The sequence below is a fragment of the Kitasatospora sp. NPDC004799 genome (assembly GCF_040609095.1).
Taxonomy (GTDB): domain Bacteria; phylum Actinomycetota; class Actinomycetes; order Streptomycetales; family Streptomycetaceae; genus Kitasatospora.
The window spans coordinates 1-14,763 of sequence record NZ_JBEXJK010000200.1 but is presented as its reverse complement, the minus strand read 5'-3'; the positions used below and the strand labels follow the sequence as shown (position 1 = coordinate 14,763).

The 14,763-nt window shown below is 75.1% G+C and carries 7 protein-coding genes and 2 pseudogenes; 2 read left to right on the top strand and 7 right to left on the bottom strand.

The features are described 5' to 3' along the window. Positions 1–219, top strand: a pseudogene (locus ABZW03_RS23775) (hypothetical protein); the annotation flags it as partial. On the opposite strand, the gene ABZW03_RS23770 reads toward ABZW03_RS23775, so the two are convergent. The 4 genes from ABZW03_RS23770 to ABZW03_RS23755 all read right to left on the bottom strand — a co-directional run bounded on the left by ABZW03_RS23770 (position 216) and on the right by ABZW03_RS23755 (position 8,710). After that, positions 216–1,436, bottom strand: coding sequence for a PP2C family protein-serine/threonine phosphatase (locus ABZW03_RS23770; RefSeq protein ID WP_355261705.1), 1,221 nt, complete (start codon positions 1,434–1,436; stop codon positions 216–218). The pseudogene ABZW03_RS23775 and the gene ABZW03_RS23770 overlap by 4 nt on opposite strands. Positions 1,437–1,628: 192 nt before the next feature. Further along, a complete protein-coding gene (locus ABZW03_RS23765; RefSeq protein ID WP_355261702.1) occupies positions 1,629–4,880 on the bottom strand; it encodes an ATP-dependent DNA helicase in 3,252 nt (1,083 codons plus the stop codon). Between the two features lie 59 nt (positions 4,881–4,939). Continuing rightward, positions 4,940–8,257 carry an ATP-dependent DNA helicase gene (locus ABZW03_RS23760; protein ID WP_355261699.1) on the bottom strand — a complete coding sequence of 1,106 codons (3,318 nt, stop codon included), beginning with the start codon at positions 8,255–8,257 and terminating at the stop codon, positions 4,940–4,942. An 84-nt stretch (positions 8,258–8,341) separates the two neighbouring features. Continuing rightward, entirely contained in the window at positions 8,342–8,710 is a 369-nt protein-coding gene (locus tag ABZW03_RS23755) for an MGMT family protein (RefSeq protein ID WP_355261696.1), read from the bottom strand. Between the two features lie 143 nt (positions 8,711–8,853). Between ABZW03_RS23755 and ABZW03_RS23750 the strand changes: the two genes are divergently transcribed. Next, positions 8,854–11,637: a lysylphosphatidylglycerol synthase transmembrane domain-containing protein gene (locus ABZW03_RS23750; protein ID WP_355261693.1), complete on the top strand. Its 2,784-nt coding sequence runs from the start codon at positions 8,854–8,856 to the stop codon at positions 11,635–11,637. A 55-nt stretch (positions 11,638–11,692) separates the two neighbouring features. Here the strand turns inward: ABZW03_RS23750 and moeZ are convergent, their stop codons facing one another. The 3 genes and pseudogenes from moeZ to ABZW03_RS23735 all read right to left on the bottom strand — a co-directional run. After that, entirely contained in the window at positions 11,693–12,871 is a 1,179-nt protein-coding gene (moeZ, locus tag ABZW03_RS23745) for an adenylyltransferase/sulfurtransferase MoeZ (protein WP_355261690.1), read from the bottom strand. Positions 12,872–13,099: 228 nt separating this feature from the next. Next, complete coding sequence (locus ABZW03_RS23740) at positions 13,100–14,089, bottom strand: NAD-dependent epimerase/dehydratase family protein (protein ID WP_355261687.1); 990 nt, start codon at positions 14,087–14,089, stop codon at positions 13,100–13,102. A 154-nt stretch (positions 14,090–14,243) separates the two neighbouring features. Then, positions 14,244–14,763 (bottom strand): annotated as a pseudogene (locus ABZW03_RS23735) (hypothetical protein); the annotation flags it as partial.

Genomic DNA, 14,763 nt, shown 5'->3' with positions numbered 1-14,763 from the left:
CTGGCCGAGCCGCGCCGGCGCCGGGTGCGCGAGCCGCGCCCCCGGCTGCAGGGCTGGTACGACCTGGTGCGCACGCCGACGTACCCCTCGCACCGGCCGGCGGTGCAGTTCGACCACGTGCTGGCGATCGGCGTGCCGCGCACGGCGGTCGGCCCGGCCGCGGCGCCGCGCGCGACGGTGTCGGACCACCGGCCGCTGCTGGTCGAGGTGTCGCTCTAGACCCGGGCGTCCAGGGCCTGGGCCCCGGCCTGCTGCGGGAGGTGGACGGTGGTCGCGACCGGCGTTCCTCCCGGCCCGAGCGCGGGCGGGGGGTCGAACTGGAGCAGCAGCATGGCCGCGTCGTCGCCGAGCTGGCGCCCGACGTGGCGCACCACGTCCTCGTGCAGGCGCTGCAGGACGTCGGCCGGGCGGCCGGCGGCGCAGTGCGGGAAGCGTTCGGCGAGCGGGTAGAAGACGCCCGCGCGGTCCCGGGCCTCGATCACCCCGTCGGTGAACAGCAGCACCCGGTCGTCGCCCTGGAGCAGCAGCCGGTGCACCGGCGGGCGGACGTCGGCCGGGTCGAGGACGCCCAGCGGCGGTACGGTCTCGGCGAGTTCGAGCGCTCGGACCTCCCCGCCGCGCAGCAGCAGCGGGGCGGGGTGGCCGCAGTTGACGATCTCCGCGGCGCCGTCGGGCCCGACGCCGATCAGCACCAGGGTGACGAACTCCTCCTCCACGCCCGGGTGGTCGTTCTCGTGCAGGGCGCGGTCGAGGCTGACGGCCAGCCAGCCGGCCACCCGGTCGAGGGCGGCCTCCTGGTGGGCGGCCTCGCGGAAGGCGCCGAGAACGGCGGCGGCGGTCTCCACCGCGCCGAGGCCCTTGCCGCGCACGTCCCCGACCACGGCCCGTACTCCGTGCCGGGTGTTGACCACCTCGTAGAGGTCGCCGCCGATCCGGGCGTGCGCGGCGGCGGCCTCGTAGTGGACGGCCGCCCGGACGGTGCCGACCCGCTCGGGGACGGGCCGCAGCAGCACCCGCCGGGCGATCGAGGCGACCAGCTGGGCGTCGGCCAGCGCCCGTTCCTGGCGCAGCCTCAGGGTGGCGCTGACCCAGCCGATCGCGGCGACGAGCAGGATCGCGAAGACGCTGGCGGCGTGCACGGACTCACCGAGCGTGTCGCCTCGGAAGGCCATCAGGAAGGCCGCCGCCTCGGTGCCCAGACCGATGGCGAGCGGGTACCAGGTTCGGCGGCTGACCACGGCGGCCAGCGCGGGTACGGCGGTGAGGGCCGGTTCGACCGTCACCTCGGTGCCGCTGAGGTAGTCGAGGGCGACGATCAGCACCATGCCGATGAACGGCAGCGCCAGCGCCGTCCTCGGCCAGGTGCCGGTCGCGCGCGGAGCGGGCCCCGGTGTCGGCCCGGTGAACCGCTCTCTGATCCATCCGGTCGCGCTCAACTTCGGTCTCTCCAGCAGAAGACGCAGCTGCCCCGGGGGCACCTGCGGTGATGACTGAGGGTTAGGGAATGCGGGCCTCGCTGGCGGCCGGAGCTCGGGGGTTGACCGGTTACCGACCCCACAATAGGCGCGAAACGTGCACGACGCACAGGTTTCGGGCACTGGCGTGATGACTTGGATGCTCTGCGTGACTCAATAGTCACTGTTCCCGATCAGGAGCCGTTCCAACTCTTTTCGGTCGGGAAGTCCTGTCGGACGGACGATCCGGCCGCTGCGGACGTACAGGAAGGAAGCCGTGACCTGCTCGGGATCGACGCCCGCGTGCTCGGCCCAGGCGAGCCGGTAGACCGCGAGCTGCAACGGGTCGGCGGTCTCCTCCCGGTGGGTCTTCCAGTCCACCACTTCGTAGCGTGACGCACCACCGGATTCCGACAACGCGTCATCCTCCCGGTAGACGGCGTCGATCCGGCCCCGCACCACCCGGCCCGCCAGCACCAGCTGGAACGGCGCCTCCACCCGGTGCGGCCTGCGCTGCGCGTACGGGGTGCGCAGGAACGCCTCCTTGAGCCGCTCCAGGTCCTGCTCGTCCTCGATGCCGTCGTCGTCGGCGCCGGGCAGCGCACCGGGCTCGACCAGCAGCAGCGGCTCGATCCGGGACTGCACCCAGGCGTGGAAGCGGGTGCCGCGCCGGGCCGCCGGCTGCGGGGGGCGCGGCATCGGGCGGGCCAGCTCGTGCGCGAAGCCGTCCGGGTCGGAGGCCAGGCGCAGCAGCTGGGTGGCGGACAGCGCGGCGGGCAGCGGCACGTCCCGCGCGGTGCGCCGGGAGCGCTCCAACTCGCCCAGCAGCGCGGTCAGGTCGCGGTCCCAGGAGGCCACCTGGCGGCGGTCCTCGGGGGCCATCTCCTCGCCGTCGGGGGCGGGCGCGCCGGCGGTGCGGGCGCGGACCACCTCGGCGACCCGGCGGCGGGCGTGCTGGGCGGCCGGGTCCAGCGGCAGCGGCCAGGGGCGCTCGACGGGGGCGGCCAGCGCCGGGTTCTCGGCGCCCTTCTCCGGCTGCTCGGCCCAGTGCTCGACCTCGCCGGCGCCGGGCCGCTCGCAGTGCTCGCGCAGCCGCTCCAGGAAGTCGGACGGGCCGCGGACGGTCTTCTGGCTCGGCCCCCACCAGTGCCCGGAGGCCAGCAGCAGCGACCGGGGCCGGGTGAACGCCACGTAGCCCAGGCGCAGTTCCTCGACGGCGGAGTGCTCGGCCAGCTCCTTCTTGAAGGCCGTCATCGACTTCCCGGTCCACCCGCCGCGCACGTCGGGCAGAGTTCCTGCGTCGCCGCGCAGGGCGTGCGGGAGCACCCGCTTGGTGCTCGTCCAGCGTTCGCGCGGGCTCGACGACGGGAATGCGCCCCGTACCAGGCCGGGAACGGCCACCACGTCCCACTCCAGGCCCTTGGACTTGTGCGCGGTGAGCACCTTCACGGTGTCCTCGCCGCCGGGCAGGCTGCTGTCCAGGCCGCGCTCGTACTCCTGGGCGGCGCGCAGGAAGCCGAGGAAGGCGGCCAGGCCCGGGTCGCCGTCGAGGTCGGCGAAGGAGGCGGCGACGTCCAGGAAGGCGTGCAGGGTCTCCCGGCGGCGGGCGGCCAGGGCCTGCGGGGAGGCGGCGAGTTCGACCTCCAGCCCGGTGACGGACAGCACCCGGTGCAGCACGTCCATCAGCGGGTCGGCGAGCGAGCGGCGCAGCTCGCGCAGTTCGACGGCGAGCCGGGCGAAGCGCACCCGCGCCTCGGCGGAGAACGGCAGCTCGTCCGGCTGTTCGGCGTCGAGGAAGGTCTCCACCGCGTCGGCCAGCGAGACCACCTCGGTCGGGTCCGCCTCGGCGACCGCCGCGGCCAGCGCCTCGACGCCCTCGGGCCGGTCGGTGCGCACCAGGTCGGCGGCCCGGCGGCCGAGCAGCGCGAGGTCGCGCGGGCCGATCCGCCAGCGCGGGCCGATCAGCAGGCGCACCAGCGCGGCATTGGCGGTCGGGTCCTGCAGCACCTCGCAGACCGCCACCAGGTCGGCCACCTCGGGCAGTTGCAGCAGCCCGCCGAGGCCGACCACCTCGACCGGCACCTCCCGCTCCACCAGCGCGGCGTGGATGTCCGGGAAGGCCGCGCCGCCGCGGCACAGCACGGCGATCCGGCCGGGCGCGGTGCCGGTGCGCACCAGGTGGGCGATCGAGTCGGCCAGCCAGTCGATCTCCTCGGCGTGGGTGGGCAGCAGCGCCGCGCGCACGTAGCCGTCCTGCTCGGCGCCGGGGGCCGCGCGCAGCGCCTCCACGCCCTCGTGCATCTCCCGCAGCGGGGCGGCGAGTTCGTTGGCGAAGTCGAGCAGGCGGCCGCCGCTGCGGCGGTTCTCGCTGAGCGCGTAGCGGTCGGCGGGGCGGCCGTCGGCCTTGGGGAAGTGCCGGGGGAACTCGTCGAGGTTGGCCACCGAGGCGCCGCGCCAGCCGTAGATCGCCTGGCAGGGGTCGCCGACGGCGGTCACCGGGTGGCCGCTGCCGGTGCCGGTGCCGTCGGACGAGGTGCCGTCGGACGAGGTGCCGTCCGGGCCGGCGCCGAACAGGCCGGCGAGCATCAGCCGCTGGGCGACCGAGGTGTCCTGGTACTCGTCCAGCAGCACCACCCGGAACTGGCCGCGCAGCAGCTCGCCGACCTCCGGGCGCTGCTGGGCGAGGCGGGCGGCGGCGGCGATCTGGTCGCCGAAGTCCATCAGCCCGGCGGAGCGCTTGCGGCGCCGGTAGTCCTCGACGAGGCGCAGCAGTTCCAGCCGGGCCCGGGCGGTGGCCGGGACGGCCCGCAGGTCGTCGTTGGTCAGCTTGACGGTGGCGAGGGTGTCGAGCAGGTCCTCGTCGTGGGCCCGGAGCGCGGCGGGCTCGACCAGGTGCTCGGCGAGCTCGCCGTCCAGCGCGGTCAGGTCGGCGACCAGGTTCGCGAAGGTGCCGGTGAGCGCGGGGAACGGGCCGCGGGCGGTGCGCAGCACCTTGGCGGCGAGCTGGAAGCGGGTGGCGTCGGCGAGCAGCCGGACGTCCGGTTCGATGCCGATCCGCAGGCCGTGCTCCTTGAGCAGGCGGCCGGCGAAGGCGTGGTAGGTGGAGATCTCCGGGTCGCCGAGCGGCTCCTCGGCGGCGTCCCGGTCGGTGACCCCGGCCCGCAGGAGGGCGGCGCGCACGCGTTCGGAGAGCTCGCCGGCGGCCTTGTTGGTGAAGGTGAGGCCGAGCACCTCCTCGGGCCGGACGGCGCCGGAGCCGACCAGCCAGACCACCCGGGCGGCCATCACCGTGGTCTTGCCGGAGCCGGCGCCGGCCACGATCACGGCCGGTTCCAGGGGGGCGCCGATGGCCGCCATCTGCTCCCGGTTGAACGGGATCCCCAGCAGCTCCTTGAGCTGGTCGGGATGGCTGAGCACGGCGGTCACCCCGCAACGGTAACCGGAGGGACGGACAAGTCCTGTCTCCCGCCGTCCGAGCGGGCGCCTCAGAGAAGCTGCGCCCCGTCGCGCTGGGCGGAGCAGCTGCGGCGGAAGGCGCAGCGGTCGCAGCCGCCGCCGGTCTGCGGGACGAAGCGTTCGGCGAGGACCTTCCCGGCCGCCTCGGCGAGCAGGTTCTCGATCCAGGGCTCGCCGTCGGGCGGCTCCTGCCGCTGCACCTTGGGGGCGTCCTGGGCGGCCTTGGCGGCGGGCTCGCGCAGGTGGACGAGTTCGGCGCCGCCGGCCTCCGGCGGGTGCCCGGTGAAGCCGGGCAGCTCGTTGAGCGCGCCGGCCCGGACGGCGAGCTGGTAGACGGCGAGCTGCTTGTGCTCGGGCAGCGACTTGTCGGTGGGTATCTGCTTGCCGGTCTTGAAGTCGACGACGTAGGCCCGCCCGGCGGCGTCCTTCTCCACCCGGTCCATCGAGCCGCGGATGCGCACCGAGACGCCGCCGACGTCGAGGGTGACGTCGAAGCCGTGCTCGGTGGCGACGAGGTCCCGGCCGCGTTCCAGGACGTGCCAGTTGAGGAAGCGCTCCAGGGCGGCCCGGGCCTCGGTCTTCTCCTGCTGGGACTTCCAGGGCGCGTCGAAGGCCAGCGCGTCCCAGACGGTGTCCAGCCGTTCCATGAGCACGGCGAGGTCGGCGGGGGTGCGGCCGGAGCCGACCTCGTCGGCGAGGGCGTGCACCACGTTGCCGAAGCCCTGGGCGGCCGAGCCAGCGCCGCGCGCCTTGACCTCCTTGTCCAGGAACCACTGCAGGGAGCAGCTCTCCAGCTGCTCCAGCCCGCTGCCGGACAGCCGTACGGGTGCGTCGGCGCTGCGCAGCGGCTCGGGGGCGGAGGTCGGGTCGTCCAGGCCCCACCAGCGCTCGGGGCGGGCGGCGGGCACCAGCGGCAGGCCGTCCTCGTCGGTGGCGGCGGCGAGGGTGGCGAGCCGTTCGGCGGCGGCGCGGCGCAGTTCGGGCGAGCGGGCGGGGTCGACGGTGACGGCGCGCAGCTCGGCGACCAGCGCGGCGACGGACAGCGGGCGGCGCGGGCGGTGGGTGACGTCCTCGACGGTGACCGGCGGGGTGCGGCGGACCACCTTGCCGGTCCTGGGGTCGACGTCCTCGCGGTAGAGCTCGCGCAGGAAGCGGGAGGGTTCGTCGCCGTCGTCGGCGGGGGCCTTGACGGCGGTGACGATCAGCCGTTCCTTGGCGCGGGTCGCGGCGACGTAGAAGAGCCGGCGCTCCTCGCCGAGCAGGGCGCCCGGGGAGAGCGGTTCGGCGAGGCCGTCGCGGCCGATCCGGTCGGCCTCCAGCAGGGAGCCGCGGCGGCGCAGGTCGGGCCAGAGGCCGTCCTGGACGCCGGCCACCACGACCAGGCGCCACTCCAGGCCCTTGGAGCGGTGGGCGGTCATCAGCCGGACGGCCTCGGGGCGCACGGCGCGGACGGTGAGGGTGTCGGCGGCGATGTCCTGGGCTTCGAGTTCGGCGAGCAGGTCCAGGGCGCTGCGGTGGCCGGTGACCTGCTCCTCGGCCCGGGCGGCGGTCTCGAACAGGGCGCACAGCGCGTCCAGGTCGCGGTCGGCGTTGCGGCCGGCCGCGCCGCCGCGCAGGGCGGCCCGTTCCAGGCGCTCGCGCCAGCGGCGGCTGCCGTCCCACAGCTCCCAGAGCGCCTCCTCGGCGGTGCAGCCGCCGGCCAGCCGCTCGCGGACCTTGCGCAGCAGGGTGCCGAGGTCGCGGGCGCGGCGGGCATGGAGGGGGTCGAGGGCGACAAGGCGCTCGGGTTCGGCGAGGGCCTCGCGGATCAGTTCGCCGGCCGGGCGGGGGGCCACCGCGGGCCGGTCGGCGGCGCGCAGCGCGGCGCGTTCCTCCTCGCGCAGGGCGCGGCCGAGGCGGCGCAGGTCGGAGCCGTCGAGGCCGCCGAGCGGGCCGGTGAGCAGGGCGTGCGCCAGGTCGGTGGTGAGCGGGTCGGGGGCGTCCGGGTCGCCCTGCTTGTCCCGGGCGGCCTGTTCGGCGCAGACCCGCAGGGCGAGCAGCAGCTGGGCGACGGCCGGTTCCTCGCGCAGCGGGAGGTCGTCGCCGTCGATCTCCAGCGGGACGCCGGCCGCGCCGAGTGCCCGCCGTACGCCGGGGATGGAGCGGGCGCCGGCCCGGACGAGGACGGCCATCTCGCCCCAGGGGACGCCGTCCTCCAGGTGGGCGCGGCGCAGCAGGTCGGCGATCGAGTCCAGTTCGGCGCCGGGGGTCGGGTAGGTGTAGACCTCGACCCGGCCGCCCTCGCGGGAGGGCAGCAGGGCGCGGTGCTGGGCGAGCTTGTCGGCGGGCAGCCGGCCCATCGGCATCCGGCGGGCGATTTCCCGGGAGGCGGCGAGCAGGACGGCGCCGGAGCGGCGGGAGACGCGCAGCACCTTGACCTCGGCGGGGCTGCCGTCGGCCTGCCGGAAGGTCTGCGGGAAGTCGAGGATGCCGTTGATGTCGGCGCCGCGGAAGGCGTAGATGGACTGGTCGGGGTCGCCGACCGCGACCAGGTCGCGCCCGCCGCCGGCCAGCTGGCGCAGCAGCCGGACCTGGGAGGGGTCGGTGTCCTGGTACTCGTCGACGAAGACGACCTCGTAGCGCCGCCGCAGTTCCTCGCCGACCTCGGGGCGTTCGGCGAGGAGCACGGCGCGGTGGACGAGTTCGGCGTAGTCGAGGACGCCGCGCAGGTCGAGCACGTCGAGGTAGTCGGCCAGGAAGTGCGCGGCGGCGGCCCAGTCGGGGCGCTGGACGCCCTGGGCGAAGCGCTCCAGCTCGGCCTCGCCGAGGCCGAGTTCGCGGCTGCGGGCGAGGACGGCGCGGACCTCGTCGGCGAAGCCGCGGGTGGTCAGGCAGGCCCGCAGGTCGAGCGGCCAGGCGATGCGGCCGCGGCCGAGCTTGGCGTCCTCGGCGCCGCCGGCCAGCAGTTCGCGGACCATGACGTCCTGCTCGGGGCCGGAGAGCAGCCGCAGCGGCTCGGCGTAGTCCTCCGGGTCCTGGTGGGCGCGGAGCAGGGCGTAGCAGAAGGAGTGGAAGGTGGTGGCCTGCGGGGCGGCGGCCGAGCCGCCGAGCCGGCCGGACATCCGGTCGCGCAGTTCCGTCGCGGCCTTGCGGCTGAAGGTCAGGACGAGGATCCGCTCGGGGTCGGTGCCGTCCTCGATCCGGCGGGCGACCGCCTCGACCAGGGTGGTGGTCTTGCCCGTGCCCGGCCCGGCCAGTACCAGCAGCGGCCCGCCGGCGTGCTCGACCACGGCGCGCTGGTAGGCGTCCAGCACGGGTGGGTCGGGCTGGACGAGCGGGCTGCGCACGAGCCGGTAGGGGGAGCTCACGAAACGGTCCTGGGGTCGAACGGTGGGGCACGGCGGGGGCGGGCCCGCCGGGCCCGCCCGCATCGAGCCTACGATCCTGCCCCGTCAATCCCGTCCGTGCGGCGGTTTCGGCGAACTCTCCCCGCCGTCCCAGCGGGCCCGCCGGAGGTCGACCCGGGGCGGGTCGGCGAGTTCGCGCAGCGGGGTGCCCTCCTCGCCGTAGTGGGCGAGGGCGCGGTGCTCGTGCCCGGGCAGCAGGCGGCCGTCCGCGCGGATCACCCGCCACCAGGGCACCGCGCCGCCGTACAGGGCCATCACCCGTCCGACCTGCCGGGGGCCGCCCTGGCCGAGGTACTCGGCGACGTCGCCGTAGGTCATCACCCGGCCGGGTGGAATCCGCTCGGTCAGGTCGAGCACCAGTTCGGCGAACGGTGGCAGGGCGTCCGGAAGGCCGTCGTGTGTTGCGTCCGTCACCTGCGGCATTCTTCCCTACGGGCGCGCGCCCGCGGGCCCGTACGAACGATCCGCCGCGCCCGATCCGCCCCCTGTCCCGCACGGGAGGCCGGGGCATGCCACCATCTTCGGGGCGGTGAGTGGTGATACGAGGACAAGACCAGATGACCGGGACGGCTGACGTGGGCGTGGACAAGGACTCCGACGAGTCCGCTGCCGCCGTGCCGCCGACGCCCGGGAGCGGGGGCGAAGGCCGGTCCGAACCCGGGCCGACGCCGGAAGTCTCCCTGATCAAGGACCGGACGATCAAGACCCCCGCACCCGCGAAGGCCCCCGAGCAGCCCGGCCCGACCCCGGCCGGGAGCACCCCGGCCGAGAGCGCGGCGGCCGAGAGCACGGCGGCCGAGAGCACGGCGGCCGGCGGCCCGCAGGCCCCCGCCGCCCCGCCCGACGACCACGACGGTCCGGACGACGCCCCGCACCTGGACGTCGACGAGCCGCTGCTCGCCGCCCGCGCGCACCGCCCGTCCGACCTGATCCGCTTCCTGGCCGGCGTCCTCGGGATAGTCGCCGTCTTCGTGGTCGGCGGCATCGCCACCTCGACCACCACCGGCATCGAGCAGGACATCGCCTCCAACGCACCGCACTTCTCCGCGGTGTTCTCCACCATCACCGGCCTGATCTCCAGCGTCGCGGTGCTCGCCGTGCCGCTGGCCTTCGCCGTCGAGCGGCTGATCAAACGCGACGGCCTGCGGGTCGCCGACGGCGTGCTCGCCTCGGTGCTGGCGTACGGCGTCTCGCTCGGCATCGACTGGTGGGTGGCCGAGGGCGCCTCCGAGCACATCCGGGACGCGCTGACCCGGCTGCCGATGGACAGCAACGGCACCCTCACCGACCCGGTGCACGGCTACCTCGCCCCGGTGATCGCCTACATGACCGCCGTCGGCATGTCGAGCAGACCGCGCTGGCGGGTCGCCCTGTGGGTGGTGGTGGTCTTCAGCGGCGGCACCGAGCTGCTCGGCGGCTACACCACCCCGCTCTCGCTGGTCCTCACCGTGCTGATCGGCTGGTCCGTCGCCTACGGCACGCTGTACGCGATCGGCTCCCCGAACATCCGGCCCACCGGCCAGCACCTGCTGATCGGCCTGCGCAAGGTCGGCTTCACCCCGGCCGGCGCCGTGCGCGCCCCCGACGCCCCCGGCGGCACCCGCCGCTACCACGTCACCCAGCAGGGCGGCCCCCCGCTGGACGTGCACATCATCGACCGCGAGCAGCAGGCCTCCGGCTTCTTCTACCGGGCCTGGCGGCGGCTGCGGCTGCGCTCGGTCGCGGTGCGCCGCAGCCCCCAGTCGCTGCGCCAGGCGCTGGAGCAGGAGGCCCTGATCGCGTACGCGGCGGCCGCCTCGGGCGCCCGCGCGCCGCAGCTGGTCGCCACCTCCGAGCTCGGCCCGGACGCCGCGATCCTGGTGTACGAGAACGTCGAGGGCCGCACCCTGGACGAGCTGGCCGACGAGGAGGTCACCGACCCGGTGATGGCCTCGCTCTGGCAGTCGGTGGCCGCCCTGCACGAGCGCCGGATCGCCCACCGCCGGCTCACCGGCGAGTCGCTGCTGGTGGTGGACGAGAAGACCGGCTGCCTGGTCAACCTCTCCGGCGGCGACATCGCCGCCACCGACCTGACCCTGCGCATCGACGTCGCCCAGCTGCTCACCACCTTCGCGCTGCGGATCGGCCCGGAGCGCGCCGTCGCCACCGCCAACGCGGTGCTCGGCGCCGAGCGGGTGGCCCAGGCGCTGCCGCTGCTCCAGCCGGTCGGGATGAGCCGCTCCACCCGGGTCGACCTCGCCAAGCTCACCAAGGAGCGCAAGGCCGCCGCCCGGGCCAGGGCGCTGGAGCAGGTCGCGGCCGGCGAGCGCACCCAGCAGCAGGCCGAGGAGGACATCGCGGCGGCCGGCGAGGACCTGCTGAGCCGCATCCGCGGCCAGATCCTCCAGATCGCCCCCGAGGCCCCGATGGCCCCGGTCAAGCTGGAACGGCTGAAGCCGAAGAGCCTGATCATGGTGATCGCGCTCACCTTCGCCGCCTACCTGGCCCTGACCACCATCAAGCCGGCCCAGCTGAAGCTCTCCCAGATGAACTGGGCCTGGGCCGCGGCCGCCCTGCTCGCCGCCGCCTTCAGCTACGTCGCCGCCGCGATGAGCCTGACCGGCTTCGTCCCCGAGCGGCTGCCGTTCCGGCGCACCGTCGCGGCCCAGCTGGCCGGCTCCTTCGTCAAGCTGGTCGCCCCCGCCGCGATCGGCGGCATCGCGCTCAACACCCGCTACCTGCAGAAGGCCGGCATCCGCTCCGGCCAGGCGGTGGCCTCGGTCGGCGCCTCCCAGCTGGCGGGCCTGGCCGGGCACCTGCTGCTGCTGTTCAGCTTCGGCCTGATCACCGGCAGCCAGACCAACGGGGACCTCTCCGCCTCCCGCGCGGTGATCATCGGCGTGCTGAGCGCCGCCGTGCTCGCCCTGGTGGTGGCCGCCGTCGCGCCGCTGCGCCGGTTCGTGCTGGGCCGGCTGCGCTCGCTGTTCTTCGGCGTGGTGCCGCGGATGCTCGACCTGATGCAGACGCCCAGCAAGCTCGTCACCGGCTTCGGCGGCATCCTGCTGCTGACCCTCTCCTTCACCGCCTGCCTGGACTTCTCGGTGCAGGCCTTCGGCGGCGACGTCAGCTTCTCGGCCGTCGCGGTGGTCTTCCTGACCGCCAACGCGGCCGGCTCGGCGATCCCCACCCCCGGCGGCATCGGCCCGGTCGAGGTCGCCCTGATCGGCGCGCTGACCGTCGCGGACGTCTCCCCCACGATCGCCACCCCGGCGGTCTTCCTCTACCGGGCGCTGACCTTCTGGCTGCCGGTGCTGCCGGGCTGGATCTCCTACAACGTGCTCCAGCGCCGCAACGCCCTCTGAGCGGTACGCCGAAGGGCCCGCCGGACGGCGGGCCCTTCGGGACGCGGAGCGCCGGTCAGTAGACCGGCTTGTGCGGCTCGATCTGGTTCACCCAGCCGAGCACGCCGCCGCCCAGGTGCACGGCGTTGGCGAAGCCGGCGGCCTTCACCACGGCCAGCACCTCGGCCGAGCGCACGCCGGACTTGCAGTGCAGCACGATCTTCCGGTCCTGCGGCAGCTTCTCCAGCGCGTCGCCCATCAGGAACTCGTTCTTCGGGATCAGCACCGCGCCGGGGATGTTGACGATCTCGTACTCGCCGGGCTCGCGGACGTCGATGAGGTAGATCTCCTCCTCGTCGTCCTGCCACTGCTTGAGCTGCTGCGAGGTGATGGTCGAACCGGCGGCGGCGGCCTGCGCCTCCTCCGACACGACGCCGCAGAAGGCCTCGTAGTCGATCAGCTCGGTGACCGTCGGGTTCTCGCCGCAGACGGCGCAGTTCGGGTCCTTGCGGACCTTCACCTGGCGGTAGTTCATCTCCAGGGCGTCGTAGATCATCAGCCGGCCGACCAGCGGGTCCCCGATGCCGGCCAGCAGCTTGATCGCCTCGTTGACCTGGATCGAGCCGATGGACGCGCAGAGCACGCCCAGCACGCCGCCCTCGGCGCAGGACGGGACCATGCCCGGCGGCGGGGCCTCCGGGTAGAGGCAGCGGTAGCAGGGGCCGTGCTCGGCCCAGAACACGCTGGCCTGGCCGTCGAAGCGGTAGATCGAGCCCCACACGTACGGCTTGCCGAGCAGCACCGCGGCGTCGTTCACCAGGTAGCGGGTGGCGAAGTTGTCGGTGCCGTCCACGATCAGGTCGTAGCCGGAGAAGATCTCCATGACGTTGGAGTTGTCGAGGCGCTCCTCGTGCAGCACCACGTCGACGTACGGGTTGATCTCCTTGACCGAGTCCCGGGCCGACTCCGCCTTGGAGCGGCCGACGTCCGACTGGCCGTGGATCACCTGGCGCTGCAGGTTCGACTCGTCGACCACGTCGAACTCGACGATGCCCAGCGTGCCGACGCCCGCGGCGGCCAGGTACAGCAGGGCCGGCGAGCCGAGGCCACCGGCGCCGACGCACAGCACCTTGGCGTTCTTCAGCCGCTTCTGCCCCGCCATGCCCACGTCCGGGATGATCAGGTGGCGGGAGTACCGGCGGACCTCGTCAACGGTGAGCTCGTCGGCCGGCTCGACCAGGGGTGGCAACGACACGGGGACTCCGATGGGTCTTGTTCGGATGGCCAGGGCCAACCTCGGTGCGGGGTCGGTGCTCCGCCACGCGGGTGGCTCTCTAGGCCAACAGTGTCACGTCCCCCCGCTATTCCGAGACAGCCCGTCCGATGGGCGAGACGGGCGGCGCCGGATCGTGGAACCGGCGGCGGGGCCCGGGAAGCCGCCCCGGGCCCGTGGTTGACGGGCCCGGGGCGCCGCGCGGCGCGGTCACACCCGACAGGCCGTCTCCAGCCAGACGTCGCCCAGCGACTCCTCCAGCGGCACCTGCGTCCGCCATCCGAGACGGTCCCGGGCGGTGCGCACGTCCGCCTGCCGCCACGGCACCGGCTCGCCCGGCGCCGGCCTGCCCTCCGGCCGGTGCCCCTCCGGCCGGTGCCCGGGCAGGTGGTGGCCGGGCAGGTGGTCGCCGCCCGCCCCCGCGGTCTGCGCGGGCAGCAGAACCTGCCGGTTCTCCTCCACGATCTGCCCCTCGAAGCCCGAGGCCCGCACCAGCAGCTGGGCCGCGTCCCGGGCCCGGACGGCGTGCCCGCTGCCGATGTTGACGACCCCGGTGGCGGCCGACACCGCGGCCGCCTGGATGGCCCGCGCGACGTCCCGCACGTCCACGAAATCCCGGTAGCCGGACAGGTCCGGCATCCGTACCTGGTGCTCGTCCCGCTCCAGCGCCCGCCGCAGGCCCTCGGCCAGCCGCCCGAACAGCGAGGCGGTCGGCGCCCCCGGGCCCACCACGTCGAACACCCGCAGCACCGCCGCGTCCAGCCCGGAGGCCAGCACCAGCTCCGTCCCGGCCAGCTTGGACACCCCGTACGGGCCGACCGGCCGCGGCTCGGCCTGCTCGGACACCGGCACCCCGCCGGGCACCGGCCCGTACTCGGCGGCCGAGCCGACGTGCACCAGCCGGGCCGGCTCCCGGCTGCGCCGGATGGCCTCGCAGACGGTCGCGACGGCCAGCGTGTTCGACCGGATCAGGGTGCGCGAGCTGCCGTAGGTGGCGCCCGCGCAGTTGATCACCACCTGCGGCGCGACCGCGTCCAGGAAGCGGGCCAGCGCGCCCGGGCTCCCGGTGGTCAGGTCGAAGCGGATGTCGGCCGAGTCGCGCCGGCCGAGCACCGTCACCTGCAACTCCTGGTCCATCAGCAGACGGTCGGTGACCCGGCGGCCGATGAAGCCGTCGGCGCCCAGCAGCAGCACCCTCATCGGGGGTGTCCTTCCACGAAGCCAGTTCGGGACGACCTGGCGGACTGATTCAACGAACGGGACGAAAGCGGGGGATCACGCGGCGGATACCGGTGGATCGACGGGTGGATCAGGTCGGGACGGGGTCGGTCGGGCGGCGTTCGGCGGGCGGCGCTCAGCGGTGCGCGTCGGCCCGGCCGAGCACCGCCCCGGCGTACGCCAGCAGCGCCACCGCGACGGTGCCGCCGCCGAGCAGCCAGGCCTCCGGGGCGGAGCGTCCCAGGGCGAGCGGCCCGAGCACCGCCGCCGCCCCGGCCGACGCGCCCACCGCGGCGGCCGCCGCCCGGCCGCACCGCGCCAGCAGCACCGGCAGCACCAGCAGCAGGCCCAGCACGCCCTGCGCCGCCCACTGGGCGGGGCCGGCCCGCTCGGCCGCCAGGTGCAGCAACCCGCCGCCGTGACCCGGCCCGGGGCGCGGCGCGACGACGGCCAGCACGGCCAGCGCGGCGAAGCTCAGCGCCCCGAGCACCGCCAGGTGCAGGGCCAGCGCGACCGGGAGCACCGGCCGCATCCGGGCCCGGAACCCGGCCAGGGTGCCCGCCGCGCCCAGGTGGCCGCGGCCGACCTGCCGGTACCAGCGGGCCACCGCGGTTTCTGCCGCCCCTGCCGCCACCGCCGCCTCCGGCCGACCGGCC

Bases quoted from the DNA above. Each gene is read 5' to 3' on its own strand.
- ABZW03_RS23750 (WP_355261693.1), top strand. From the start codon at position 8,854: ATGACCGGGACGGCTGACGTGGGCGTGGACAAGGACTCCGACGAGTCC.
- ABZW03_RS23740 (WP_355261687.1), bottom strand. From the start codon at position 14,089: ATGAGGGTGCTGCTGCTGGGCGCCGACGGCTTCATCGGCCGCCGGGTC.